We start from the raw sequence: 26157 nt of genomic DNA on the forward strand, positions 1-26157 counted from the left end.
ATAATTGGTGCTGGCATTACGCCTTTACCCAGCTCAATATTTGTCACAGAATTGACGCCAATGATCTGGCAATTTTGAGGCATGATGCGGGCCTCTTAACAATTCAGGTTGAACCATTTGGCGCGGATGCTTGTCCTACCACACATCCTGCGGCCAATCCCGAGAACCGCTCCCCTGAACTAACCGGTTAAATATATGCGCCCATTGAAACAGGCAATTTATTCCAGCCGTACGGCTGACAAGTTCGTCGTACGTCTGCCAGACGGAATGCGTGAACGCATTGCCGAGGTGGCTCGCAATCATCATCGCAGCATGAACTCCGAGATCATTGCGCGCCTTGAGCAGAGTCTTATTCAGGAAGGTGCACTGGGCGAAGAGCTGAGCATGCGCCTGGACAGCCCGGAACTGTCGTTGCACGAGCGCGAGCTGTTGCAACGTTTCCGCCAGCTGTCTCATCGTCAGCAAAACGCTTTGGTGTCCTTGATTGCCCATGACGCCGAAATGGCAGCAGACGCGTCCTGAGCCATACCGAACATCTCAAGCCAGCTTAATTGCTGGCTTTTTTTTGCGCGGCATTTGAGATTTCGCAGCCACAAAAAAGCCCGCCAATTGGCGGGCTGTTTCGCTAATACCGATCAGAGCAGGAAGATTGTCGCCAGCCCGAGGAAGATGAAGAAACCACCGCTGTCCGTCATCGCAGTGATCATCACGCTCGCCCCCATCGCCGGATCTCGCCCCATCTTCGCCAGGGTCATAGGGATCAACACCCCCATCAACGCAGCCAGCAATAGATTCAGCGTCATCGCTGCCGTCATTACCACGCCCAACGACCAACTGCCGTAGAGCAGATAAGCAACGACGCCGATCACACCGCCCCAGACCAAGCCGTTAATCAAGCCCACCGCCAACTCCTTGCGCATCAGACGCGAGGTATTGCCAGTGCTGACTTGGTCGAGCGCCATGGCGCGAACAATCATGGTGATCGTCTGGTTACCGGAATTGCCGCCGATACCCGCCACGATCGGCATCAGCGCTGCGAGCGCTACCAGCTTCTCGATCGAGCCTTCGAACAGACCGATCACTCGAGAGGCGACAAACGCAGTGATCAGGTTGACCGCCAGCCATGCCCAACGGTTGCGTAAAGACTTCCAGACGGAGGCGAAGATGTCTTCCTCTTCACGCAAACCGGCCATGTTGAGAACTTCGCTCTCGCTTTCTTCACGAATCAGGTCGACCATTTCGTCGATCGTCAGACGGCCGATCAACTTGCCGTTCTTGTCGACTACAGGGGCCGAGATCAAGTCGTAACGCTCGAACGCCTGAGCGGCGTCGTAAGCATCTTCGTCCGGATGGAAACTCACCGGATCGCTGGCCATCACCTCGGCAACCTGTTTCTCCGGATCGTTGACCAGCAGACGCTTGATCGGCAACACACCCTTGAGCACGCCGTCGTAATCGACCACAAACAGCTTGTCGGTGTGGCCGGGGAGCTCTTTGAGTCGACGCAGATAACGCAGAACCACTTCGAGACTGACATCCTCACGGATGGTGACCATCTCGAAGTCCATCAACGCACCGACCTGCTCGTCGTCGTATGACAGGGCCGACCGTACGCGTTCACGTTGCTGGTTATCCAGACTCTCCATCAGCTCATGGACGACGTCTCGCGGCAGCTCGGAAGCCAGGTCAGCAAGTTCGTCGGCGTCCATGTCCTTGGCCGCAGCCAAGAGCTCGTGATCGTCCATGTCGGCGATCAGCGTTTCACGAACGGAGTCGGATACTTCGAGAAGAATGTCGCCGTCGCGATCAGCCTTGACCAATTGCCAGAGCGTCAGACGATCGTCCAGCGGCAAGGCTTCAAGGATGTAGGCGACGTCGGCAGAGTGCAGATCATCAAGCTTGCGTTGCAGCTCGACGAGATTTTGTCGGTGAACCAGATTTTCGACGCGATCGTGATGCGCGCCTTCCTGGCGGTGAGTCAGGTCTTCCACGACCCGCTGACGCTGCAGCAGTTCGACGACCTGAGCCAGGCGATCCTGCAGGCTTTCTTGTGTTTTCTTTACTTCGATTTCAGACATAGGCGAACTCCACTCCCAGCAGCGGGGCACGCCGGAAGGATCAATCAGTCAATTCATGATTGGTGAAACTATTTACTGAGTAACTACTGGGTAAGTCCATGGAGGTTTTCCATAAGCCCCGGCGGGGCTGACGGGCGCAATGATACACCGCCTGACGGTTTAAAACGTTAAAAAATCGCGGTCGAAACAAGCGCTTGCGAAACAAACCTGAGCACTGTCCTGATCCCTGCAAATGCGACGACTCATCCTGAAAAGAAAACACACCGGCGCTTGAAAATGTAGCGACTACCCTTGAGCGTAGATCGTCATGGAGGACGCCGAATGCCATTGAAACCATCCCACCTTGTGCTCACCTGTCTGCTCTGCCTGCCGCCCACCGGGGCCGCCCTTACCCTCCATCGTTGCGAAGCCGATGATGGCAGCATCACCTTCACCTCGATGAGTTGTGCGCACGGCGAGCAGCGCTCAGCACAGGAAGTCCACCCCTATTCCCCCGGATCAGTCGTGGCGGTGATGCCGGAACACAACCATGAAGAAATATCCGGGATGACAACAAAAACTCGAGCACTGGGGATTGTTGGTCACGCTGAAGACAGATGCGGAAACCTGATCGACGCCAGGCAACGTCGCGAAGCGATCATCAATCGCCGTGTCATTGCCGGCATGAGCCAACAAGATGTCGAGAGCGCGCTAGGTAAACCGCACAAGGTAAATATCCGAACATCGACGACGAGCTATCGATACGACCTCAAGCGAGGACGTTCGGCTCAAATTGATTTTGACGAGCGAGGATGCGTGAAAGCAAAAGCCAAATCCCGGACAGCAAAAAGCCCGCGTTAAACGCGGGCTTTTTGGTATATGGTGCACTCGACAGGATTCGAACCTGTGACCGCTCGGTTCGTAGCCGAGTACTCTATCCAGCTGAGCTACGAGTGCATTTGTGTTTTTAGACCAGACCACAACTGGCTGAAACCAAGTTATTCACATTGCTGCAACTAACTCTTAAATGGTGCACTCGACAGGATTCGAACCTGTGACCGCTCGGTTCGTAGCCGAGTACTCTATCCAGCTGAGCTACGAGTGCATTTGTGTTTGTTAGACCAGATCACACCTGGTTGAAGCCAAGTCATTTACATTGCTGTAACTGACTCTTAAATGGTGCACTCGACAGGATTCGAACCTGTGACCGCTCGGTTCGTAGCCGAGTACTCTATCCAGCTGAGCTACGAGTGCATTTGTTGCGCCGCATTATAGCCCGTCTAATCTCTATTCCAACCACTTTTTCTATTAATTTCAACAACTTACAGAAAAAGCCAGATTACAACGTACTAAGCAAATAATGGCGGAGAACGGGGGATTCGAACCCCCGACACCCTTTTGAGGTGTACTCCCTTAGCAGGGGAGCGCCTTCGGCCACTCGGCCAGCTCTCCGCAACACGGGGCGTATCTTAACCAACCTTTTCCCCGTTTGCAAACATAAAAATCGATAAAAATTAATGGCTTGGTTCTTCGTCCTTCTCTTTCTTTATACGCAGGTAAATTTCCTCACGGTGCACGGCAACCTCTTTCGGGGCGTTGACGCCGATACGCACTTGGTTTCCTTTAACGCCGAGCACGGTCACGGTGATTTCGCCATCACCGATAATCAGGCTTTCTGCGCACCGACGAGTCAGAATCAGCATACCTTTCTCCTCACGCAATTCATTTCAGGGACAACAGTCTGCAAAAAAAAGGCACCCGACCTACAACCGGAGCGATCGTAGCCCTACATGCCTGAGTATTGACCAGCGCGAGCAAAAGAACAGTTCAGGGCTCGCGCCATTCAAAAAATAAAGGGCGCGGTCAGACCGCGCCCTTCAAGAAACGGAATTACTCGCCCTGACGGGCCGGAGCATCCAGTTCGAAAGCCGTGTGCAGAGCGCGCACGGCCAGTTCCAGGTACTTCTCTTCAATCACCACGGAAACCTTGATTTCCGAGGTCGAGATCATCTGGATGTTGATGCTTTCTTTCGCCAGGGATTCGAACATGCGGCTGGCCACACCTGCGTGGGAACGCATGCCGACGCCGACGATCGAGACCTTGGCAATCTTGGTGTCGCCAACCACTTCACGGGCACCGATCTCGCGAGCGGTGTTTTCCAGCACGGTCTGTGCGGCCTGGTAGTCGTTGCGGTGCACGGTGAAGGTGAAGTCGGTGGTGTTATCGTGCGCGACGTTCTGCACGATCATGTCGACTTCGATGTTCGCGGCACTGATCGGGCCGAGAATCTTGAACGCCACGCCCGGGGTGTCTGGCACACCACGGATGGTCAGCTTGGCTTCATCGCGGTTGAAAGCGATGCCGGAAATGATCGGCTGTTCCATGGTTTCCTCTTCATCAATAGTAATGAGGGTGCCCGGACCCTCCTTGAAGCTGTGCAGTACGCGCAGCGGAACGTTGTACTTGCCGGCGAATTCCACCGCACGGATCTGCAACACCTTAGAACCGAGGCTGGCCATTTCCAGCATCTCTTCAAAGGTAATCTTGTCCAGACGCTGAGCGACCGGCACAACGCGCGGGTCGGTGGTGTAGACACCATCAACGTCGGTGTAGATCTGGCACTCGTCAGCCTTCAACGCGGCAGCCAGTGCCACGCCGGTAGTGTCGGAACCGCCACGACCGAGGGTGGTGATGTTGCCGTGCTCGTCGACGCCCTGGAAACCGGCGACAACCACCACGCGACCTGCTTTCAGATCACCGCGAATCTTCTGGTCATCAATCTGCAAGATACGCGCTTTATTGTGCGCACTGTCGGTCAGGATCCGCACCTGATTACCGGTGTACGACACCGCCGGCACACCGCGCTTGATCAGCGCCATGGCCAGCAGGGCAATCGTCACCTGCTCGCCGGTGGAAACAATCACGTCCAGCTCACGCGGAACCGGTTGAGTGTCGCCACTGATTTGCTTGGCCAGATCGATCAGACGGTTGGTTTCGCCGCTCATTGCAGACAGCACAACCACCAGGTCATCGCCGGCATCGCGGAATTTCTTAACCTTGTCGGCGACCTGCTCGATTCTCTCGACGGTACCGACCGAGGTGCCTCCAAATTTCTGTACGATCAAAGCCATTTCAAAGCCGCCTCTGCCCATGAAGGGCGCCCAATAATCACTCGAACAGCCGCCGGGCCCGCCACTAGACTGCGGGCCGGGCGGACTGCCTTATAAACCCTGCTCGACGAATGGAACGGTCAGCGCCAAAGCACCATCCAGTGCGCCGGCGTCGACACCGCCGCCCTGCGCCATGTCCGGACGACCACCGCCCTTCCCGCCCACTGCCGCAGCAGCCTGCTTCATCAAATCACCGGCTTTGAGTTGGCCAGTCAGGTCCTTGGTTACGCCTGCAACCAGTACGACCTTTTCCTCATGGACACTGCCGAGCAGGATCACTGCGCGGCCGAGTTTGTTTTTCAGCTGATCAACCAGCGCCAGCAGCGCCTTGCCGTCCTGACCATCCAGACGTGCGGCCAGAACCTTCACACCCTTGACGTCCACTGCCGAGTTCGACAGATCGTCGCCCGCGGCACTGGCAGCCTTGGCCTGTAACTGCTCCAGCTGTTTCTCCAGTTGGCGGTTGCGCTCCAGCACAGCCGACAGCTTGTCGATCAGGTTGTCGCGGCTGCCCTTGACCAGGCTGGCCGCTTCCTTGAGTTGTTCTTCTGCCGCGTTCAAGTAAGCCAGTGCTGCAGCACCAGTGACTGCCTCGATACGACGCACGCCTGATGCCACACCGCCTTCGCTGATGATTTTCAGCAGGCCGATATCGCCGGTACGGTTGGCGTGGATACCGCCACACAGTTCGACGGAGAAATCGCCGCCCATGCTCAGCACGCGCACGTTGTCGCCATACTTCTCGCCGAACAGCGCCATGGCGCCTTTGTTCTTCGCGGTTTCGATGTCGGTTTCTTCGGTTTCAACCGCGGAGTTCTTACGGATCTCCGCGTTGACGATGTCTTCCAGCGCTTTGATCTGTTCCGGCTTGATCGCTTCAAAGTGGCTGAAGTCGAAACGCAGACGCTGGCTATCCACCAACGAACCTTTCTGCTGAACGTGCTCGCCCAAGACCTGACGCAATGCAGCGTGCAGCAAGTGCGTGGCCGAGTGGTTCAGCGAGGTAGCGTGACGCACTTCGGCATCGACGTGGGTTTCCACTGGCGCGCCAATGGTCAGGCTGCCCGAGTCCAGCACGCCGTGGTGCAGAAAGGCGCCACCGGTCTTGGTGGTGTCACGTACGTCGAAACGCGCGTTACCTGCCTGCAGGAAACCGCAGTCGCCGATCTGGCCGCCGGATTCAGCGTAGAACGGCGTCTGATTCAGAACGATCACCGCCTCTTCGCCCTCATTCAAGACGTCGACCGACTGACCATCTTTATAGATAGCGACAATTTTTGCCGAACCGCTGGTGTCTTTGTAACCGGTGAATTCGGTGGCGACATCAACCTTGACCAGGGTGTTGTAGTCCAGACCGAAGGAGCTGGCCGAACGCGCGCGAACACGCTGGGCTTCCATCTCACGTTCGAAACCGGCTTCGTCGACAGTCAGGCTGCGCTCGCGGGCGATGTCAGCGGTCAGGTCCATCGGGAAACCGTAGGTGTCGTAGAGTTTGAACACCACGTCGCCCGGCACCACGGTGCCTTTGAGTTCCAGCAGATCCTGCTCGAGGATCTTCAGGCCGTGCTCCAGCGTTTTGGAGAACTGCTCTTCTTCAGCCTTGAGCACACGTTCGATGTTGCTCTGCTGCTTCTTCAGTTCCGGGAACGCTTCGCCCATCTCGGCGACCAGCGCCGCGACGATCTTGTAGAAGAAGCTGCCGGTGGCGCCCAATTTGTTACCGTGACGGCAGGCACGACGGATGATCCGGCGCAGTACATAACCGCGACCTTCGTTGGACGGCAGCACGCCGTCGGCGATCAGGAAGCCGCACGAACGGATGTGGTCGGAAACAACCTTGAGCGAAGACTGGTCGCCATTTTCGCAACCGATGGCTTCAGCGGAGGCCTTCAGCAGGTTCTTGAACAGGTCAATGTCGTAGTTGGAATTGACGTGCTGCATCACCGCACTGATCCGCTCCAGGCCCATGCCGGTATCGACCGACGGCGCTGGCAAAGGATGCAACACGCCATCGGCGGTGCGGTTGAACTGCATGAACACGTTGTTCCAGATCTCGATGTAACGGTCGCCGTCTTCTTCCGGCGAGCCCGGTGGGCCGCCCCAGATGTGGTCGCCGTGATCGTAGAAAATCTCGGTGCATGGGCCGCACGGGCCGGTATCGCCCATGGTCCAGAAGTTGTCGGAGGCGTAAGGCGCGCCTTTGTTGTCGCCGATGCGGATCATGCGCTCGACCGGCACACCGATTTCTTTGGTCCAGATGTCATACGCTTCGTCGTCGGAGGCGTAGACAGTGACCCAGAGTTTTTCCTTCGGCAGTTTCAGAACGCCGGTCAGGAAGGTCCAGGCAAAGGTAATCGCGTCGTGCTTGAAATAGTCGCCGAAGCTGAAGTTACCGAGCATTTCGAAGAATGTGTGGTGACGAGCGGTATAACCGACGTTTTCCAGGTCGCTGTTCTTGCCACCGGCACGCACGCATTTCTGGCTGCTGGTCGCGCGGGTGTACGCACGTTTTTCCTGGCCCAGGAAGCAGTCCTTGAACTGGTTCATCCCCGCGTTAGTGAACAGCAGGGTCGGGTCGTTGCCCGGAATCAAAGAGCTGGAGGCTACACGGGTGTGGCCTTGCTCTTCGAAGAAGCGAAGGAAGGCTTCACGGATTTCTGCGCTTTTCATTAGGTTCTTCCACGGAGGCTGCGGCCAAAGGCCTGTTCGAAACGTCAACAGACGAAGCGACGGCAAAGGGCCGCATTATATCGGCCCTGCGCGCGGGGTACAGCGTGTTTATACGATAGAAACGGTCAATTGGACGGCTAACGCTATCACTTGCGCGAAAACTCGACGAATGTCGCGATCACTTGCTCGATTTGCGAGCGTTTGACGTCCATGTGCGTGACCATGCGCAGACGTGCGGCAGCGCTCAACTTGATCCCGCGTTCGGCGGCAAAGGCCTTGATCGCTTCAGCTTTTTCACCCATTTGCACATAAACCATGTTGGTTTGCACCGGTTCGACGATGAAACCTGCTTCACGCAAGCCCTCGGCCAGTAACTGTGCGTTGGCATGGTCGTCTGCCAGACGATCAACATTGTGGTCCAGCGCATACAGCCCCGCCGCTGCCAGCAGCCCGGCCTGACGCATGCCGCCGCCAACCATTTTGCGCAAGCGACGAGCCTTGCCGATCAACTGCTCAGAGCCACACAGCACTGAGCCCACCGGCGCGCCAAGGCCTTTGGACAGGCACACCGACACCGAATCAAAGTACCGAGTGATTTCCCGAGCATCGACGCCCAGCTTGACTGCCGCGTTGTAAAGGCGCGCGCCGTCGAGGTGCAGTTGCAAGCCTTTGTCCTGAGTGAAGCGGCGGGCGCGGGCCAGATACTCCAGCGGCAGGACTTTGCCTTGCATGGTGTTTTCCAGCGCCAGCAAACGAGTCCGGGCGAAATGGAAGTCGTCAGGCTTGATCGCCGCCGCGACCTGATCCAGATCCAGCGAACCGTCGGCCTGCACTTCCAGCGGCTGCGGCTGGATCGAGCCCAGCACCGCCGCGCCACCGCCCTCATATTTGTAGGTGTGCGCCTGCTGGCCAACGATGTATTCGTCGCCGCGCTCACAGTGCGCCATCAACCCCAACAGATTGCTCATGGTGCCCGTCGGTACGAACAATGCGGCAGCAAAACCCAATCGCTTGGCCAGTTCGGCCTCGAGACGATTGACCGTCGGATCTTCGCCGTAAACGTCATCACCGGTGTCCGCTGCGGTCATCGCATCGAGCATGGCGGGAGTCGGTTGGGTGACGGTGTCGCTGCGAAGATCGATAACGCTCATGAACCTGGCCTCTAATCAGCAGGGGAAATCCCTTTACGAAGTTGAATTACTGCGGTCATCGCTCGGATTAATCAACCCTTGCGCAAGGAAAAGTCGTTTCGAACCGCCAGAAAATTCGATGGCAATCATCAGAAAGGCGCAATGCACAAAGCCACAATCTGTGTTAAAAACGCTGCGCCGCCCGATAAAGGGCGGCAAAAACGTTCTCAGGGCGGGGTGCAATTCCCCACCGGCGGTAATTGCGCGCAATGCGCATAGCCCGCGAGCGCTTGGCGACGAACACAGCTTGGGTTGTGCGCGATGGCAAGGTCAGCAGACCCGGTGTGATTCCGGGGCCGACGGTCATAGTCCGGATGAAGAGAGAACGGGATTAACGCCAAAGGGCCGTCCGCGCGATGTTGTGCGTGTGCGCACCCTTGAATCCCTTTCGATTCATAACGCCCTGTTTTTCACACAAACAGGAGTCAGAACATGCAACCCACCGCTATCGACAGCAAAAGCAAACACCCTCACGGCGAGCGCGTCGCGTTCATTCAGGCCTGCTGGCACAAGGAAATCGTCGACCAGAGCCGTAAAGGCTTCGTCGCCGAAATGCTTGCCTTGGGTTATCAGGAATCGGACATCGACATCTTCGAAGTCGGCGGCGCTTTTGAAATGCCTCTGCACGCCAAGTTGCTGGCCAGAACCGGTCGTTATGCCGGCATCGTCGCCGCAGCCCTGGTCGTGGACGGCGGCATCTACCGTCACGAGTTCGTCGCTCAGTCGGTGGTCAGCGGCCTGATGCAAGTGCAGCTGGAAACTGAAGTGCCGGTGTTCTCGGTGTCCCTGACGCCGCATCACTTCCATGCCGCTGACGAGCATCAGAAGTTCTTCTTTGAGCACTTTGTACACAAGGGCCAGGAAGCGGCGCGGACTTGCGCCGATACGTTGCGCAAGGTTCGCGCACTGCGCCGCACCGAGCCGCATGCTGTAGCGGTCTGACGCCGAGTGAGGTTTTGACCTCACTCAAATCAAATGTGGGAGCGAGCCTGCTCGCGAAGAAGGACTGCCAGTCGATGATAAGTTGACTGATAGACCGCTTTCGCGAGCAGGCTCGCTCCCACATTGGGTTTGTGCCGGTTTAGAGATCGCTGTCAGGCGAGGTTTTCGTCGGTGGCCGGCACGATCAGGATGCCCGCGCGCAAGCCGTTCTTGACCTTGGGATTGGGAAAGATGATGCGTGCTCCCTCCTCCTCAATCACCCAACGGGTATTGGCCAAATCCTCGGCCAGCACGTAACCCACTTCCAACTCTGAAAAGTTTTCGATGTCCTGCGGCAGGTTCAGGCGGAATGCATCGCTGTGCTTGATGATTTCCCGGGCGACGCTGAACAGCTGCAAACCGTCCAGCTGCGCTTCAGCCATTTCCGGCTCAGTGCCTTCGATGATCTGCTGCAGACGAGTCTCCAATAGCGAGACATTGACGCCGTCGTTCTGCCCGAACGGCCGCGCCTTGCCCAGTTCCAGCGTAAACGCCTCGGCACCGAGCTTGTCGTAGGTGTAGGAGCTGAACACGATCGAAGGCTTGTTCTGCAATAGCACCGCCTCCATCCCGGCAGCACGCAGACGCGCCAGCTCAAGACGCGAATGCTGGCGACCTTCCTTCCACGGATACAACGCGAATTGCTCGATCTTCGAGCCTCGAATCGCCGTGTGCAGGTCGTAGTGCAGACGCTGGCGATCCGGCAGGCTGAAGAAACTCGCCGCCAGACGTTCCAGCTCACAGGCACGCAGCGCTTCGCTGCCACTGCTTTGTTCATGACGGCCGTTGAACAGCCGATTGACGTCCTGCTCGACGAAACGCTCGCCCTTGCGAATCGCTTCCGGGTTGCCGAACAGGAACAGAATGCGTGCGCGCGGCTTCAGGTCACCGCGAGCGATATCGTGCAGCAGCCGATCAAGCAACTCGATCGGCGCTGTCTCGTTGCCGTGGATGCCTGCCGACAGCAGCAGGTCCAGGCCATTGTCGCGCGTTTGCGGTGGCCGGACTTCCAGCGCACCTTCGCTCAACCAGCGCATACGCACGCCTTCGACAGTCAGTTGAGTCTTCTCCGCCGGTTCACGGCCGGCGAGGGTCAGTTCAAGCAGTTTGCCGAGGGCGAGCATAGAGCGGTTTCCTTAGTGATCGTGGTTGCAATCCGGGCCGTGCACGTGGTCTTCGTCGTCGCCGACGTCAGCCGGTTCCATTTCCAGTTGCAGACTTACCAGATTAGTCGCCAATGGGCGCAGCAGCAGGTTGGCGTACTCGGCGTCACCTTCTTCAACGTCCACGCCAATTAGCAGTTGGCCACGGCCGTCCTGCTGGATCCACAGCTCTTTGCCTTGCCACATGACCGCGACGCGGGTGCACGAGGTTTGCAGTTGCGTGCCGTCGGTGTCTTCAAGGATCAACTGCAGGGAATCGCTCATGTTTTTACTCTCTTGGGGAGACAAGCCGCGCGCCGCGTTCTGGCGACGCGCCGGCCATCAATTGATCTGGAATGGATAAACCGCGCCCAGTTTAAGGATTTGCGTCAGTTCATCCAGTGCCGTCCGGCATTCAAGCAGCAATTGCGGATCCGCCAGATCGGTTTCGCTCAGGCGGTCGCGGTAGTGCTTTTCAACCCATGCGGTCAACGAACCGTACAACGGTGGCGTCATGATAACCCCTGGGTTGACCGCCGCCAGTTCGGTTTCGTTAAGCGCGACGCGCAGTCGCAGGCACGCCGGGCCACCACCGTTCTGCATGCTTTGCTTGAGATCGAAGACTTTCACTTCGCGAATCAGACCGCCGGAGCTGGTCAGGCTTTGCAGATAAGCCCAGACGCGCTCGTTGGCCTGGCACTCTTGCGGCACGATCAGCAGCATCGAGCCGTCAGGACGCGAGAGCAACTGGCTGTTGAACAGGTAGGAACGCACCGCATCATCCACGGTGACTGCCGAACGCGGCACACACACGGACTGGAAGTTGCCGCCGACTTTGGCGAGCTTGCTTTGCAGTTCGGCGAGCATCTGATCGGTCTCGAGGAATGCATCTTCGTGATAGAACAACACTTCACCGTTACCGACGGCGATCACGTCGTTGTGGAACACGCCCTGATCGATCACGTTCGGGTTCTGCTGCGCGTAAACCACGCCTTCGTCTCGCAGACCGTGCAGACGCGCGACCGCTTGCGAGGCTTCGAGGGTCTGGCGCGCCGGGTATTTCTGTGGCGCCGGGAAACGGTTGTCGAACGCACTGCGGCCGAACACGAAAAACTCGACGCCCGCCTCGCCATACTCTCGACAGAAACGCGTGTGGTTGGCCGCGCCTTCGTCACCGAATTGCGCTACCGCTGGCAATGCCGCGTGATGCGCGAAGTGCTGCTGATTGGCGAACATCGCGCCGAGCACACGGCTGGTGGTCGGGTGCTCGATGCTGCGGTGGTATTTGCAGTTGAGGTTGGCGGCGGTGAAATGCACGCGACCGTCTGCGGTGTCGGCACTCGGGCTGACAGTCGCGGCGTTAGCCACCCACATGCTCGACGCGGAGCAGCTGGCGACCAGCAGCGGCATCGCCTCTTTGGCGGCGCGCTCGATCACTTGCGCGTCGGTGCCGCTGAAGCCCAGACGGCGCAGGGCGGCCACGTCCGGACGTTCCTGTGGCGCCAGCACGCCCTGCTGAAAGCCCATTTCCATCAGCGCTTTCATCTTCGCCAGACCTTGCAAGGCCGCTTCCTTCGGGTTCGAAGACTGCTGGCTGTTGCTCTGGGAGGCAACGTTACCGTAGGACAGACCGCCGTAGTTATGGGTCGGCCCCACTAGACCGTCAAAATTGACTTCATAGGATTTCATCAGCGAGGCTCCACGAGAATCTGTTGTTATAGGCTTCAGTAACTATTCTTTTAGACCGAGGCGCGGCCTTCGCGAGCAGGCTCGCTCCCACAGGATTTATGTTGAACACAATATGTGTGAACACCACTGAACCTGTGGGAGCGAGCCTGCTCGCGAATGGGCATCACGCCATCTTCACGCCGGGCGTCAGGGCAGCAGGCAACACCAGGCTTGGGGTTTCCAGCGAGGCCACCGGGTACGCGCAGTAATCCGCCGCGTAATAGGCGCTGGCGCGGTGGTTGCCCGAAGCGCCGACACCACCGAACGGCGCGCTGCTCGCAGCACCGGTCAGTTGTTTGTTCCAGTTGACGATACCGGCGCGGCTTTCCAGCCAGAACTGCTGATAACGCGCTTCAGAATCCGACAACAGACCTGCGGCCAGGCCGTAAGCAGTGTCGTTGGCTTCAGCGATCGCCGCTTCGAAATCGGTGTAGCGGATTACTTGCAGCAACGGGCCGAACAGCTCTTCGTCCGGGCGATCGGCAACTGCGGTGACATCGACGATTCCCGGGGTCAGCAGCGCGGCTTGGGCCTGCGGCTGAGTCATTTCCAGCAGCGACACGGCGCCGTTGGCCAACAGATGTTCTTGAGCATCCATCAGCGCTTTCGCCGCGCCGAGGGAAATCACCGAGCCCATGAATGGGGCTGGTTGCTGATCGAATGCACCGACCTCAATGCTCGCACTGACTTCCACCAGACGCTTGAGCAGGCTGTCGCCCCACGCGCCTTGCGGCACCAGCAGACGGCGTGCACAGGTGCAACGCTGGCCGGCAGAGATGAATGCCGACTGAATGATCGTGTAAACCGCCGCATCCAGATCCGCGACCTGATCAACCACTAGCGGATTATTACCGCCCATTTCCAGCGCCAGAATCTTGTCCGGACGCCCGGCAAACTGCTGGTGCAGATGGTTGCCTGTGCGGCTCGAACCGGTGAAGAACAGGCCGTCGATGCCCGGGTTCGCCGCCAGCGCAATGCCGGTTTCGCGCGCACCTTGCAACAGGTTCAAAACGCCCGCCGGCAGACCGGCCTCGATCCAGCACTTGACCGTCAGCTCGGCGACTTTCGGGGTCAGTTCGCTGGGTTTGAACAGCACGCTGTTGCCGGCCAGCAGCGCCGGAACGATATGGCCGTTCGGCAAGTGCCCTGGGAAATTGTAAGGACCGAACACCGCGACCACGCCGTGTGGTTTGTGGCGCAATACGGCGGTGGCGTCGCCCAACGGGCCGCTCTTCTCGCCGGTACGTTCACGGTAGCTCTGCACCGAGATGGCAATTTTGTTGACCATGCTGGTCACTTCGGTCGCCGATTCCCACAGTGGTTTGCCGGTCTCTTCACCAATGGTGCGAGCCAGTTCGTCAGCGTGGCTTTTCAACGACGCGGCAAAAGCCTCAAGCACAGTGATGCGCTCGTCCAGCGTGCGACGTGCCCAACCCGGAAACGCCTGACGCGCAGCTTGCACAGCCGACTCAACCTGCGCAGCCGTGGCACCCTCCCCCGACCACAGCACTTGCTGGGTCACCGGGTTCAGCGATTGAAAGGCTTCGCCCTGACCGGCCAGCCACTCACCTGCGATGTATAGCGAATTCATTATTTCGACTCCCGTGCAGCGGACAACGCCACGGCGCGCACTTGATCGCCAGCGTTGAGTTGAAGACGTTTGGCGGTCTGCGGATCGACCACCAGGGTGCCGGCAGCCAGACGCGCCGGCGCAGCGGTGATGCGGCAGTCTTCGCGTTTGCGGTTATGGATGATGAACGGCGTGGCGTCTTCGCCCGGTGTGCCAACAGCGAGCACCAGCGCTTCACTGTCACGTACCGCGCGGATCTTGCCGGTTTCGCATTCAATGGCCGGACCTGCGTCGAAGATGTCGACGTAACCCTGGTAGCTGAAACCTTCGCTCTTGAGCATCGCCAAGGCTGGCTCGGTGTCCGGGTGCACCTGACCGATGACGTTACGTGCGCCTTCGGAGAGGAAGCAGGTGTACAGCGGGAATTTCGGCATCAGCTCAGCAATGAAAGCCTTGTTGCCGACACCGGTCAGGTAATCGGCCTGGCTGAATTCCATCTTGAAGAAGTGACGACCGAGACTTTCCCAGAACGGTGAACGGCCGGCGTCATCGGACACACCGCGCATTTCGGCGATGATCTTGTTGCCGAACAATTCAGGGTATTCCGCGATGAACAGCATGCGCGCCTTCGACAGCATGCGACCGTTCAGACCGTTGCGGTAATCGGCGTGCAGGAACAGCGAGCACAGCTCGGAATTGCCGGTCAGATCGTTCGCCAGAAACAGCGTCGGGATCTCGCGGTAGATGTTCAGCTCTTGCGAAGCGCTGACGGTCAGACCGACACGGAAGTTGTACCACGGCTCACGCAGACCAACGGCGCCAGCAATGGCGGAAATCCCTACCACGCGGCCATCGTCGTCTTCGAGCACGAACAGGTAGTCCGCGTCGCCACGGCCAGCTTCGCCGCGAAAGGTCTTCTCGGCCCAGCCGACCCGGTGGGCCAGACGTTCTTCGTTGGCCGGCAATGTGGTCAGGCCGGTGCCGGTGCTGCGGGCCAGGTCGATCAGAGCGGATAAATCGCTGCTGCGTACGGGACGAACAATCATGCTATCTCCTCAAACGGGCCGCCTTCGCCACCCGTGAAACTCGCTAAGGCGTTAAACCGCCACCAGGCGCACGCTGGCACCTTCACCGACGCCCAGGGCTTCGGCCGCTTCCAGATCCAGAGTCACCGGTTTGCCCGGCGCGTAATCCAGCTCCAGCAACACCGCGCGGTAATCCTGCAACTGCGCGTTAGCCACCAGATACTGACGCCCGGCACCTTTCACCGGCTCGCCGATCTTCACCGGCACCACGCGGCTCTGAGCGATCGAACGGATCCCCGACACACGTGCATGCAGGGTCGGACCACCGTCGAAAATGTCGATGTAGTGATCGGTCTCGAAGCCCTCGCGCATCAGGATGTCGAAGGTGATCTGCGCACGCGGGTGCACCTGGCCCATCGCCTCTTGGGCGGAATCCGGCAGCAGCGGTACGTAGATCGGGTAATGCGGCATCAGCTCGGCGAGGAACGTACGGCTTTTCAGCCCGCACAGACGCTCGGCTTCAGCGTAATTGAGGTCGAAGAAGTTGCGACCAATGGCATCCCAGAATGGCGAGTCGCCGTTCTCATCGCTGTAACCGACGATCTCGGTCACCACCGAATCGGCGAAACGCTCCGGGTGACTGGCGACAAACAGCAGACGGCCACGGGAGTTGAGCTCGGACCACGGCGAACCGACCAGCTCGCGCTGCACGTAGAAACTGGTCAGCAAGCTGTTGCCGGTCAGGTCGTGGCACTGCGAAAGCACGTGGATCTTGTTGTGGATCTTCAGCTCACGGGAGGCATGCACGAACGTCTCGTTGCGGAAGCTGTAGAACGGCTCCGAGTAACCGGCCGAAGCAACAATCGCCGAGCAGCCGACCAGCTTGCCGGTGGCGGTGTCTTCGAGGACGAAGAAATAGCTTTCCTCACCGTTGAAGCTCACTTCGGCAGCAAACGAGGCTTCGCTCGCGGCAATCTTGTCGCTCAGACGTTCCACGTCATCCGGCAAGGAAGTGACACCAATCGGGCTGTCCGCAGCCAGACGCTGTACCTCGCCCAGATCAGCCATTTGCGCGGGGCGCATCACCAGCATGGTGTCACTCCTTTCTCTTATAAATTCACAGAAAAAAAATAACCGGGCCTACATGGAGATCAATGTAGGAGTGAGCCTGCTCGCGATTGCGGTCTGTCAGAAACCAATGAGTTGACTGACATACCGCAATCGCGAGCAGGCTCACTCCTACAGTTGATCTGGTCCGGCATAAAATTTTGATCGACGCCTGAAAGCTCCAGGCGCCGAAGGGTCTATCAGGCTTGCGTCAGTGCAGCAGCCGCGCGCTCGAAACGATCCAGACCGGCATCGATATCAGCGTCTTCCACCACCAGGCTCGGGGCAAAACGAATCACGTCCGGGCCGGCTTGCAGAATCATCAGGCCTTCTTTTTCAGCGGCGTTGAAGATGTCTTTGGCCTTGCCTTTCCAGGCATCGCTCAGCACGCAACCGATCAGCAGGCCGAGGCCACGCACCTGAGTGAACAGGCCGTATTTCTCGCCGATCTGCTCAAGGCGCGCCTTGAACTTGTCGTGCTTGGCGTTCACGCCGTTCAGCACTTCAGGGGTGTTGATCACATCGATCACCGCTTCAGCGACCGCACACGCCAGCGGGTTGCCGCCGTAGGTGGTGCCGTGAGTGCCGACGACCAGATGTTTGGCCAGCGCTTCGGTGGTCAGCATCGCCGCAATCGGGAAACCGCCGCCCAGGCTCTTGGCGCTGGTCAGGATGTCCGGGGTCACGCCGTAATGCTGGTAAGCGAACAGCTTGCCGCTGCGGCCCATGCCGGTCTGCACTTCGTCGAACACCAGCAGCGCGTTGTTCGCGTCGCACAGTTCGCGGGCACCTTGCAGGTAAGCCAGTTCGGCCGGCAGTACGCCGCCCTCGCCCTGAATCGGTTCCAGCACGACCGCGCAGGTCTTGTCGGAAACCGCAGCTTTCAGCGCGGCCAGGTCGTTGTAAGGCACGTGGGTGATGCCGGTGATTTTCGGGCCGAAACCGTCGGAGTACTTCGACTGGCCACCGACGTTGACGGTGAACAGGGTACGACCGTGGAAGCTGTTCAGCGCCGCAATGATTTCGTACTTCTCAGTGCCGAAACGGTCGAACGCAACGCGACGGGCCAGCTTGAACGCGGCCTCGTTGGCTTCAGCGCCCGAGTTGCAGAAGAACACGCGCTCGGCGAACGTGGCATCGATCAGCTTGTGCGCCAGGCGCAGGGCTGGTTCGTTGGTGAACACGTTGGACACGTGCCACAGCTTGTTCGCCTGTTCGGTCAGTGCACCGACCAGCGCCGGGTGCGCATGGCCCAATACGTTAACGGCAATCCCGCCGGCGAAGTCGATCAGCTCGCGGCCGGCCTGATCCCAGACGCGGGAACCGGCGCCACGCACCGGAATGAAAGCGGCAGGCGCGTAGTTGGGAACCATTACCTGGTCGAAATCGGCGCGTTGTACCGCAGCGTGCTCAACGGACATCGGAGTCTCCTGAAGAGGAACACTCGCCTGAAACTGGCGAGCTTGGTGAGGATTGTAAGGACAGTTTTCAGCCCGGCCTTGTCGCCAAGCGACAACTTCTTATAGCGCAAACCCCGGATTTTCCCGGGTTTACGGCAATGCGACATATAGCGTCGCAAAGGCGCAGTTTAACTGGCACCGTCGATTTGCGGCAGGCTGCAGAGAATACCAACTCAACCCTGCGACAAAGATATAAATATGTACCGCACAAGGGTGGCCGGTTGCTGATTTGCTGCGCGTTCTTTTCAACGCCAAGGAATGGCCCATGCACCTGACTCAGCGACACCCTCCGACAGCCTCGACCGCCACGAACAACGCGCTGCATCCAGACGATCATTACCTGCCGCTGAAAAATGCCTTGCCCGATTGGCTCGGCGCCGCGACACCGACTCGCCGCCTGGCACTCACGAACAGCCTGCCGCGCCTGTCCCTCACTCTCCAGTCGGCACCTGCCGAGCAACATCAGCAGATGAATAGCCTCAACGCCACGCAATGGGCCGCGCAAAGCAAGGTCGATCAAAGCCTGGAGCACTTGCAGGACGCCAGCACCTTTGCCGAGCCCTTGCTCCAGCAAGAACTGAAAAACTGGTTCGGCCTGGACCTGGATGTGCGCAACACCTTCGTGCGCCTGTACATCCCCGCAACCACTCCGTGGTTTCCGATCCGCACCGGCACGCGCGCCTGGACCGTGTCGTTACTGGAGGCCGCGCTGCACAACTTCGAGGAATCGGAAACCCGTGACGATGCCTTCGAAGCTGACTCGACCTTCGTCACTCGTCCCACCGTCAGCGGCCAGTTCAGTCCCCTGCCGGCGATCAAGGCGAAAATGAGCATCGCCGCTTTCACCCGATTGTGCCGAAGACTGGACATCGGCGCGCGATACAAGGCCCATCTCAAAGACAACCTCGGCTATACCGATCCGATGGTGGCCACCGTACTGCGCAACAAAATCGATGACAGCCAGAAAGCCGCGATGAAAGCCGCCCTGCAGTGGGCGCGGATGAACCGCGATGTGTCGGAAAGCTATTTTCGCTTGATCGATGCCGTGCTCGACGGCATGAAAGGCCTGTACATCAGCGGGGCAGCGGTGTTGTGCCATGACATGGGGATGCTGTGCGCACCGCTGACCGGTATCGTCGTGTTTGCCCCAGACCTGTACGCCTCGCGAGACCCGGCAAGGGTGGTTGCTTATGTCCCCGATGATCCCGAGCACCCTTTCAAGGAATACGCCTCGACCTACGACCTGGTCGCTGAACTGACCCGCCAGTTGCGCTCGAAAGACTACCAGCAGTTTTTCAGCCGATTCGTGAACCACGAACATCGAGGTGTTTTCTTCAGCACCCTCAATAGCCGCTTGAGCCAGATCATGTGGCACCCGCCCGAGTCCGGCAGCTCGCTGCCCGCATGGCGCGACACCGCTGTCGAGCGCCCGGATCTGCAAACCACGCTGACCGCGTTCCATGACAATCTCTGGCAACACATCCATCACGCGAAACTGAACAAGATCTTCAATGACGCCAGGGTGATCGCCGTACCCACCGCGGTGGTCGACCAAAAAGCGCGCTGGGCCTTCTGGGACTCGGTGAGCAACATCATTTCCACCATCGTGCAGACCGCCGCGCTGATCGTTGCGCCGTTCGTGCCGGTGCTGGGTGAAGCCATGATGGCGTACATGGCCTATCAAATGCTCGATGAAGCGTTCGAAGGCGTCATCGAGTGGGCGCAGGGGCGAACGACCGAAGCCTTGGAACTCTTGATGGGCACCGTGGAATCGATGATCCAGTTGGGCCTGTTCGCCGTGGGCGGCAAGATTGGCGCGGCCGAGTTCCGCAAGATTTTGCCCAAGGAAGTCGTGGCGTTCATCGACCGCTTCAAACCGGTAAAACTGGCCAGTGGCAAGACCCGCTATTGGGAGCCGGATCTCGAACGCTACAAGCACCCGCAGGTTCCAACGGCAGATTCGCAACCCGATGCGCTGGGTTTGCACACGCATCAGGGCAAGCGCCTGCTGCCCTTGGAGGATGCCCACTTTGCAGTAAAAGAAAGCCAGGTGCCGGGGCAGTACCGCATTGAACACCCGAGCCGCCCCGACGCTTACCAACCGGTGGTGCGCCACAATGGCGAAGGCGCCTGGCACACTGAACTCGAGCAACCGCTGGAATGGGATGGCGAGACGGTTCTGCGCCGTATCGGTTCTTCCGTCGAGAGCCTGTCGCCGAACGAGCGCGAAACCGTCTTGCGGATCAGCGGAACCAGCGAAGACGCGTTGCGCAAAATGCATGTCAATCAGGAAAAAGTCCCGCCTTTGCTTGCCGACAGTATCCAGCGCTTCAAGATTGATCAGCAGTTGCAACGCTTCATCGATCAGCTCGAGAGCCATGTCGCCGAAGAGTTTTTGCGCGCTGATCCGGTCACACAGTTGCAGGTGCTCAGCGAATACGGGCGTTGGCCAAGCGATAAGTGCCTGCGTCTGCTCGATCGACAAGGGCAGCGGCTGTGGCAATCGTCTGCGGACACAAGCCTGCCCGTGACCGAACTGCGCCAGGACAGACTGCTCGGTGACGACGTGCTTAAAACCCTGCTCTATAGCCTCGACGAGACGCAGATCAAAGCCTTGTTGAACGAACCCTTTGCGGGACCGACGCAGTCCGTCGAGGTACGCAGCCAGAACCTGCGCAAGCAAGTGGCCGATCTCGCCAAACGCAACAGGAGCGCGCTGTTCGAGACGCGTTATCAGGCCCTTCAGCACCTCGATGATCCGTTGGCGACACGACTCAAGGCCCACCCTCCCGAACTGCCGGCCAGCATCACCCGCGAACTGCTCGATACCGCGACCGGTAGCGAACTGTTGCAGATCAACGAAGGACAATTGCCCGCGCGCCAGCAGGCACTCATGCAGATGGCCAGTCAGGAGGTGCGCGTTACCCGCGCCTATGAAGGCCTGGAGCTGGACTCGGTGAGCAATTCCGACTCCGACTCTCTGGCGCTGCACAGCCTCAAATTGTTGCCAGGCTGGAGCGGCGATGTACGCATCGAGATCCGGGACAGGCGCTACGAGGGCCCGTTACTGGACACCATCGGCCGTGAAGATGCAGTCGCACACAAGGTTCTGGTTCGCCGCGACGATGGCCAATATCAACCTTACGACGATCGTGGGCAGCAGCTGCATTCGTTCAGCGATTTCTATTCCAGCCTGTTGTACGCATTACCCGACAGCGAGCGCCAGAACCTCGACATCCGGATTGGCCAGGGCCAGGCGCTGAAGGCGACCATTCGCGAACGTACGCTTGAGCGCAATGAGTTGCGTCAGGTGATCGGCGATACGCCGACCCAACCGTCGGCTGTCGACACACTGTGGCTGCTGGGGACCGATGGTTATCCCCCTGCGCCACCACGTCCGCCGCGCCCCAGTTCCCAACCGCGCACACTCGAAGAAGACATCCGGGTGCTCTATCCGCGGATGTCGAACCATGAGGTGGGTTATCTCACCGAAAGCATGCTACGCAGTCCCGCTGGCCCACGCGCAGAGATACTTCGCTTGCAAAATGACTACCTGCAATTGCAGAACGAACTGCATGTCTGGGCCAACAATCCGCCCGCCATTCACCCCGAAACCGGCATGGCGCTCACGCCGCTGGAGAAGCGCGCCGAAATCCAGAACCGCAGGTTGCTCAGGGACGAGTTACTCAAAAGCTGGCGACGGGAGAACGTCACGCACTACGATCAACAGGGCTTCGCCGCCGGGCACGCCGTGCTGCTTAAGCACGCCATCATCGGCGACTTGCCCGTCCTCTCGAGCGATTTCAGTCATATCACTTCGCTCGGCATTGATGGCAGCCCAATGACCACCTCGGTCGAGCGCTTTTTGCAGTCTTTCAGTCAGTTGCAGATTCTGGATGCGCGCAACCTCAACCTGCCAAGCCTGCCACAAGCGCTGACCTCGATGCGCTCGCTGCGCGAATTGAGATTACGCGATTGCCGAGTCAGCCTGACAACGGTCACCGAGTCGGTGTTCGCCTCTATGCCGCAACTCACTCTGCTCGATCTGGAAGGCAACGCGCTGGGCTTGCCGCCGGACCTGCACTCGATGCCTGCATTGCGTTACGTCAATCTGTCGAATACCGGTATTTACACGGTGCCCGACGATTTGCTGGATCATCCACGCCTGATCTCGGCGCAATTCGATCGCAACCGCATCACCCGGATACCGGAAAGGTTTTTCAACCTGCCCAGCTCCCTCAGCGACGGTTACACCTTTGCTGACAACCCGTTGAGTGCGGCCTCTCGCGAACGGGTGAAAGTGTTCTTCGAGCACACCGGAAAGTACTTCGGTGTACGGCCTGTGCAGGAAGATCTGCAGCGCACGATCGCCTTGTTCCCAGCCCTTGATGCTGAAAAAGCTACACAGGTGTTGTACCGACTGCCCGGGCCGTTGGCCGAATTCGGTGCACAGTTGTCGCGCTGGGAAGATGAACTCGGCGCCCTGAATCTCGAACTCAATCAATGGACCAACCAGGCCGCCGTCCTTGACCCTGAGACGGGCGAACGTCTGCCCCTTGAAGCACAAACCCGCGAACTGGACGCCAGGCGATCCTTTGCGCAACAGATCGAGCAGCTCTGGCGCAGCCCGCCCGGCTACTACCGCCTCAAAGTACTCAGGGCAACGGCAACGTTCACGGGGGATATGCCGACGCTCAGCGCCGGTTTCGAGCACGTTACCCAGCTGGACCTCAACGGCAACGCCAATATCACCAACGCCCTGCGCTTCGTCGAGTGCTTCCCGAACCTGGCCGAGCTGAAAATGAACGGCTTCGAACTGGAGCCGCTTGCGCTTGGCGAAGTAAAACTGCCTCGACTGACCGACCTGGAGCTGAAAAATTGTGGCGTGGTCATGACCCCGGAAAATCAGGCTGTGCTGCTTTCACTCGACAGCCTCGACTCGCTGAACTTGAGTAACAATCCGCTGGGGACGTTCCCCGACCTGAACCTGCTGCCCCAACTGGACGATCTCGACCTGTCCAACTGCGGGCTGACCGTCGTGCCTGAAGGATTGACCAGCCATCCGGGTTTTCGAACCGTGGTGCTTGCGGGGAACCGCATCACGCAACTGCCTGACGCGCTGTTCGACCTTCCCGCCGATCGCAGTGACGCTATTGACCTTGCCGACAACCCGCTATCGGCAGCCTCCCGCGACCAGATCAAGAATTACTTCCGCAGCCATCGAAACGACTTTGACGTACTGGCTGACGAGCAAGACGTTGCCCTCGCCCGGCAGTTGTTTCCCGGTCTGAACGCCCAAGAGGCCAGCGAGATGATCTACGACTTGCCTGGCGACCTGGCCGGCGGTCGAAAACAACTCGTGCGCTGGAGAGCGGAGCTGCAACAGATGCGCGAGGATCTGGCGCGCTGGGCACTGGAAACTCCATCAGCGCACCCGGTTACAGGTCAGGTGCTTAGCGAAGGCGAGCGTCTGGAGCAACAAGACGCGCGTTCCGCCTTCAAGGAGCTCATGGAGGATTTCTGGCGTGAAAGGTCAATTGACACCGGCGCGCGCACCGCGTCTTTTGCGACAGACCTGAAGTTCTTCGGCGAACTGCCCCGCCTGACTGTGAACTTCGATCACGTGACAAGCCTCAAGCTTGCAGGCAATGCAACGACCACAGGCATCGATTCATTTGCTGCCTTGTTCCCGAATCTTCAGGCGCTGGAACTGAAAGCCTTCGCGCTCGATGACATCCCCTCATTCGTCGGGCGCCTCAAGGATCTCAAAGAGCTCAAACTGACTGACTGCGCGCTGACATTCACGCCTGAAGGGCAGCAACTGCTCGGTGCCATGTCCAAACTGCAGTTGCTCGATCTGAGCCACAACCCGCTGACAATCGCACCTGATTTGAACGCCTTGCCAGACCTGAAGAGCGTTTCACTTGCCCATACAGATATCAGCAGCGTGCCCGAGGGTATCGCCGAGCATCCGGCTCTTGAAATTCTCCATCTCAATAACAACAACATCACCGAGCTGCCGGACGCTTTTTTCAGCTTGAGTGCCGATCAGGCCGACGGCGTATATCTGAACGATAATCCGCTGTCCTTGAATGCTCGCGAGCGCATCAAGCGCTACTACGCCACACAGGGACGCAACTTCCGGGTCAAACCGGCATCGGCTGACATTGCCATGGCGCAAAGACTGTTCCCGCGACTGGGTGACAACGCGGCCATCAACATGATTTATCGCCTGCCCGGGACATTGCTGGCCGGCACGACTCAACTGCTCAGTTGGGAGGCAGAAATCGCCCGAATGATGGGTGATCTCAACGCGTGGCGTGAGCGTCTGCCGGTCAACAATCCGTTGACTGAACTGCCATGGACTGCTCAGGAAAAAGCCACAGAACTCGCCGCCAGACAAGAATTCAGCGACAAGCTTGAGCAACTTTGGCGCGGCCGGCGTAACGACAATTCAGCACTACGGTTCAACACCTTCGATGCCAAGCCGGCGTTTACCGGTGAGTTACCGGAGCTGAGCACTGATTTCACTCACATCACGCATCTCAATCTTCAGGGCAATCCAGGGCTGAAGGTTTCCGGGGGTTTTCTCAGAAGCTTCAGCGGATTGCAGGGACTGGAACTGCAGGGCTTCGGCCTCGGCCGCATACCTCAAGCGCTTCAAAGCCTGCCGTCGCTCGAAACGTTGATGCTGAGCAAGTGCCAGATCACTCTGGATCCTGAAGGACAAGCGATCCTGTCCACGCTGACCCGATTGAAATCGCTGGACTTGTACGCCAACACATTGCAGGCCACGCCCGATGTATCGACACTGCAAAACCTGACGTTCATCGATCTGATCAACACCGGGATCGATAGTGTGCCTGCCGGGCTGGAACAGCTGCCGCATCTGGAAGTGGCGTTGCTGAGCGACAACAACATCATCGAACTGCCGGCGGAACTGACGCGTTATTCTGGTCGCGGCATGGAACTGGGCAGCAACCCGCTGTCAGAGGCTTCCAGAGAACGAGTCAAAGCCGCTTTCCAGGCCAAGGCCGACAACTTTGGTATCTCCGCTCGACAGGACGACATCGAACTGGCTCAAAGTCTTTACCCATCGCTGTCCGGTTTCGACGCCAACGATCTTATCTACAGCCTTCCGGGTACGCTGGCCGATGGACGTCTTGAGCTGATGCGCCGCAAAACCGAGCTGACCGGCCTGCTCGACCGCCTGGGCACCTGGGCAAATGAGCCTCCCAGCGATCCTGTAACGCAGATGCCACTTGGGAACGACGCTGCAGCGACGGAAAAACTCAATCGCCAAACCTTCAGGCTCAACCTGGAAAAGGAACTGCGCCTAACGCCCACGTTCCTGACAGATCCAGCGGTTTACTGCGAGTTGTCGTTTACCGGTGAGCTGCCGCCGCTGACCGCACGCTTTGACCACATTGAAAAAATGAATCTGACCACCAAAGCGTCCGCCCCGCCTCGGGTTGATCGTCTGCTGGAGCTTTTTCCCAAGCTCAAAGACATCGACATCCGCAAATTTCCGCTGGGCGAGATTCCCGCCCCGATCTTCGCTATGGACAGGCTGCGCAGCCTGCATCTGCCCGACTGTGGAATCACCCTGACGGAACCGGCTGCAGAGGCCTTCGCAGGCTGGAAAAACCTGAGTTCCGTGGACCTGAGCAACAATCCGCTCAACATTGTTCCAGACCTGAGGCATCTCCCGCAGTTGGACAATCTGCGTCTCGGCAATTGCGCCTTGAGCAAGGTACCTGACGGTCTGTTCGAGCTGCCTCGATTGACGAGCGCGGACTTGTCCGGGAACGCGATTACCGAGTTGCCAGGCGAGTTTCCTTCACAGCCCGGCGACGCCGTGACCGAATACAACTTCGACGACAACCCCCTTCACCCGGAAAGTCAGCAACGCCTGGACAGATACACCACGGCGTTTAACGAGCAAATGAACGAAAGATGGAGGACGGGGGTCCGGCGCGAACTTGACGACTTCGTGGATTCGGATTTTTCCGATGGCGAGGAGCGACCATTACCATCGACAAGGCATAGCTGACCC

16 protein-coding genes, 4 tRNA genes and 1 riboswitch are annotated in these 26157 nt (G+C 58.7%); of the genes, 4 read left to right on the top strand and 16 right to left on the bottom strand.

Features of this window, described 5'->3' with window-relative positions:
- The first annotated feature begins 195 nt into the window (after window positions 1-195).
- Entirely contained in the window at window positions 196-522 is a 327-nt protein-coding gene (locus J0G10_RS23510) for an Arc family DNA-binding protein (RefSeq protein WP_003178899.1), read from the top strand.
- A gap of 113 nt (window positions 523-635) precedes the next feature.
- Here J0G10_RS23510 and mgtE read toward each other — a convergent pair whose 3' ends face one another.
- The gene (gene mgtE / locus J0G10_RS23515) at window positions 636-2078 is read right to left on the bottom strand and encodes a magnesium transporter (RefSeq protein WP_095048113.1); all 1443 of its coding nucleotides are present in this window, start codon (window positions 2076-2078) and stop codon (window positions 636-638) included.
- Window positions 2079-2399: 321 nt separating this feature from the next.
- On the opposite strand from mgtE, the gene J0G10_RS23520 reads away from it, so the two are divergent.
- Complete coding sequence (locus J0G10_RS23520) at window positions 2400-2918, top strand: cell envelope protein SmpA (protein ID WP_095048114.1); 519 nt, start codon at window positions 2400-2402, stop codon at window positions 2916-2918.
- Between the two features lie 19 nt (window positions 2919-2937).
- Here J0G10_RS23520 and J0G10_RS23525 read toward each other — a convergent pair.
- The 8 genes from J0G10_RS23525 to ltaE form a co-directional block, all read right to left on the bottom strand.
- Window positions 2938-3014: transfer RNA gene (locus tag J0G10_RS23525), tRNA-Arg, on the bottom strand.
- Window positions 3015-3085: 71 nt separating this feature from the next.
- Window positions 3086-3162 (bottom strand) — tRNA-Arg (locus tag J0G10_RS23530).
- Between the two features lie 72 nt (window positions 3163-3234).
- Window positions 3235-3311 (bottom strand) — tRNA-Arg (locus tag J0G10_RS23535).
- A gap of 107 nt (window positions 3312-3418) precedes the next feature.
- Window positions 3419-3509 (bottom strand) — tRNA-Ser (locus J0G10_RS23540).
- Between the two features lie 62 nt (window positions 3510-3571).
- A complete protein-coding gene (gene csrA / locus J0G10_RS23545; RefSeq protein ID WP_002554426.1) occupies window positions 3572-3760 on the bottom strand; it encodes a carbon storage regulator CsrA in 189 nt (62 codons plus the stop codon).
- Between the two features lie 187 nt (window positions 3761-3947).
- Complete coding sequence (locus tag J0G10_RS23550) at window positions 3948-5189, bottom strand: aspartate kinase (RefSeq protein ID WP_007919332.1); 1242 nt, start codon at window positions 5187-5189, stop codon at window positions 3948-3950.
- Window positions 5190-5279: 90 nt separating this feature from the next.
- Complete coding sequence (gene alaS / locus J0G10_RS23555; protein ID WP_095048115.1) at window positions 5280-7898, bottom strand: alanine--tRNA ligase; 2619 nt, start codon at window positions 7896-7898, stop codon at window positions 5280-5282.
- Window positions 7899-8044: 146 nt separating this feature from the next.
- Complete coding sequence (gene ltaE, locus J0G10_RS23560; RefSeq protein ID WP_095048116.1) at window positions 8045-9049, bottom strand: low-specificity L-threonine aldolase; 1005 nt, start codon at window positions 9047-9049, stop codon at window positions 8045-8047.
- A 198-nt stretch (window positions 9050-9247) separates the two neighbouring features.
- A riboswitch (FMN riboswitch) is annotated at window positions 9248-9419 on the top strand.
- A 101-nt stretch (window positions 9420-9520) separates the two neighbouring features.
- Between ltaE and J0G10_RS23565 the strand changes: the two genes are divergently transcribed.
- Window positions 9521-10030 carry a 6,7-dimethyl-8-ribityllumazine synthase gene (locus J0G10_RS23565; RefSeq protein WP_220556858.1) on the top strand — a complete coding sequence of 170 codons (510 nt, stop codon included), beginning with the start codon at window positions 9521-9523 and terminating at the stop codon, window positions 10028-10030.
- Window positions 10031-10182: 152 nt separating this feature from the next.
- Here the strand turns inward: J0G10_RS23565 and astE are convergent, their stop codons facing one another.
- The 7 genes from astE to J0G10_RS23600 all read right to left on the bottom strand — a co-directional run bounded on the left by astE (window position 10183) and on the right by J0G10_RS23600 (window position 18062).
- On the bottom strand, window positions 10183-11193 hold the full coding sequence (astE, locus tag J0G10_RS23570; RefSeq protein WP_220556859.1) for a succinylglutamate desuccinylase: 1011 nt from the start codon (window positions 11191-11193) through the stop codon (window positions 10183-10185).
- A gap of 12 nt (window positions 11194-11205) precedes the next feature.
- Window positions 11206-11496 (bottom strand): hypothetical protein, encoded by a 291-nt coding sequence (locus J0G10_RS23575; protein ID WP_016983958.1) that lies wholly within the window; start codon window positions 11494-11496, stop codon window positions 11206-11208.
- A gap of 57 nt (window positions 11497-11553) precedes the next feature.
- On the bottom strand, window positions 11554-12900 hold the full coding sequence (astB, locus tag J0G10_RS23580; RefSeq protein ID WP_095048119.1) for an N-succinylarginine dihydrolase: 1347 nt from the start codon (window positions 12898-12900) through the stop codon (window positions 11554-11556).
- Window positions 12901-13063: 163 nt separating this feature from the next.
- The gene (gene astD / locus J0G10_RS23585; protein WP_176471327.1) at window positions 13064-14533 is read right to left on the bottom strand and encodes a succinylglutamate-semialdehyde dehydrogenase; all 1470 of its coding nucleotides are present in this window, start codon (window positions 14531-14533) and stop codon (window positions 13064-13066) included.
- Window positions 14530-15555 (bottom strand): arginine N-succinyltransferase, encoded by a 1026-nt coding sequence (gene astA, locus J0G10_RS23590; RefSeq protein WP_095048121.1) that lies wholly within the window; start codon window positions 15553-15555, stop codon window positions 14530-14532. Before astA ends, astD begins: the two co-directional genes overlap by 4 nt.
- A 51-nt stretch (window positions 15556-15606) precedes the next feature.
- Window positions 15607-16626: an arginine/ornithine succinyltransferase subunit alpha gene (gene aruF, locus J0G10_RS23595; protein ID WP_007951057.1), complete on the bottom strand. Its 1020-nt coding sequence runs from the start codon at window positions 16624-16626 to the stop codon at window positions 15607-15609.
- 215 nt (window positions 16627-16841) lie between these two features.
- The gene (locus J0G10_RS23600; protein WP_008077923.1) at window positions 16842-18062 is read right to left on the bottom strand and encodes an aspartate aminotransferase family protein; all 1221 of its coding nucleotides are present in this window, start codon (window positions 18060-18062) and stop codon (window positions 16842-16844) included.
- A gap of 304 nt (window positions 18063-18366) precedes the next feature.
- Between J0G10_RS23600 and J0G10_RS23605 the strand changes: the two genes are divergently transcribed.
- Window positions 18367-26154, top strand: coding sequence for a dermonecrotic toxin domain-containing protein (locus tag J0G10_RS23605; protein ID WP_220556860.1), 7788 nt, complete (start codon window positions 18367-18369; stop codon window positions 26152-26154).
- Window positions 26155-26157: the final 3 nt, after the last annotated feature.

Origin of the sequence: Pseudomonas germanica (assembly GCF_019614655.1) — a bacterium.
Classification (GTDB): domain Bacteria; phylum Pseudomonadota; class Gammaproteobacteria; order Pseudomonadales; family Pseudomonadaceae; genus Aquipseudomonas; species Aquipseudomonas neuropathica.

What these genes read in the sequence shown, in the direction of transcription:
- astB (WP_095048119.1), bottom strand. Translation starts at nt 12,900, where the DNA reads ATGAAATCCTATGAAGTCAATTTTGACGGTCTAGTGGGGCCGACCCAT.
- J0G10_RS23565 (WP_220556858.1), top strand. Translation starts at nt 9,521, where the DNA reads ATGCAACCCACCGCTATCGACAGCAAAAGCAAACACCCTCACGGCGAG.
- mgtE (WP_095048113.1), bottom strand. Translation starts at nt 2,078, where the DNA reads ATGTCTGAAATCGAAGTAAAGAAAACACAAGAAAGCCTGCAGGATCGC.
- aruF (WP_007951057.1), bottom strand. Translation starts at nt 16,626, where the DNA reads ATGCTGGTGATGCGCCCCGCGCAAATGGCTGATCTGGGCGAGGTACAG.
- J0G10_RS23575 (WP_016983958.1), bottom strand. Translation starts at nt 11,496, where the DNA reads ATGAGCGATTCCCTGCAGTTGATCCTTGAAGACACCGACGGCACGCAA.
- csrA (WP_002554426.1), bottom strand. Translation starts at nt 3,760, where the DNA reads ATGCTGATTCTGACTCGTCGGTGCGCAGAAAGCCTGATTATCGGTGAT.
- J0G10_RS23520 (WP_095048114.1), top strand. Translation starts at nt 2,400, where the DNA reads ATGCCATTGAAACCATCCCACCTTGTGCTCACCTGTCTGCTCTGCCTG.
- J0G10_RS23600 (WP_008077923.1), bottom strand. Translation starts at nt 18,062, where the DNA reads ATGTCCGTTGAGCACGCTGCGGTACAACGCGCCGATTTCGACCAGGTA.
- alaS (WP_095048115.1), bottom strand. Translation starts at nt 7,898, where the DNA reads ATGAAAAGCGCAGAAATCCGTGAAGCCTTCCTTCGCTTCTTCGAAGAG.
- astA (WP_095048121.1), bottom strand. Translation starts at nt 15,555, where the DNA reads ATGATTGTTCGTCCCGTACGCAGCAGCGATTTATCCGCTCTGATCGAC.
- astE (WP_220556859.1), bottom strand. Translation starts at nt 11,193, where the DNA reads ATGCTCGCCCTCGGCAAACTGCTTGAACTGACCCTCGCCGGCCGTGAA.
- J0G10_RS23510 (WP_003178899.1), top strand. Translation starts at nt 196, where the DNA reads ATGCGCCCATTGAAACAGGCAATTTATTCCAGCCGTACGGCTGACAAG.
- J0G10_RS23550 (WP_007919332.1), bottom strand. Translation starts at nt 5,189, where the DNA reads ATGGCTTTGATCGTACAGAAATTTGGAGGCACCTCGGTCGGTACCGTC.
- ltaE (WP_095048116.1), bottom strand. Translation starts at nt 9,049, where the DNA reads ATGAGCGTTATCGATCTTCGCAGCGACACCGTCACCCAACCGACTCCC.
- J0G10_RS23605 (WP_220556860.1), top strand. Translation starts at nt 18,367, where the DNA reads ATGCACCTGACTCAGCGACACCCTCCGACAGCCTCGACCGCCACGAAC.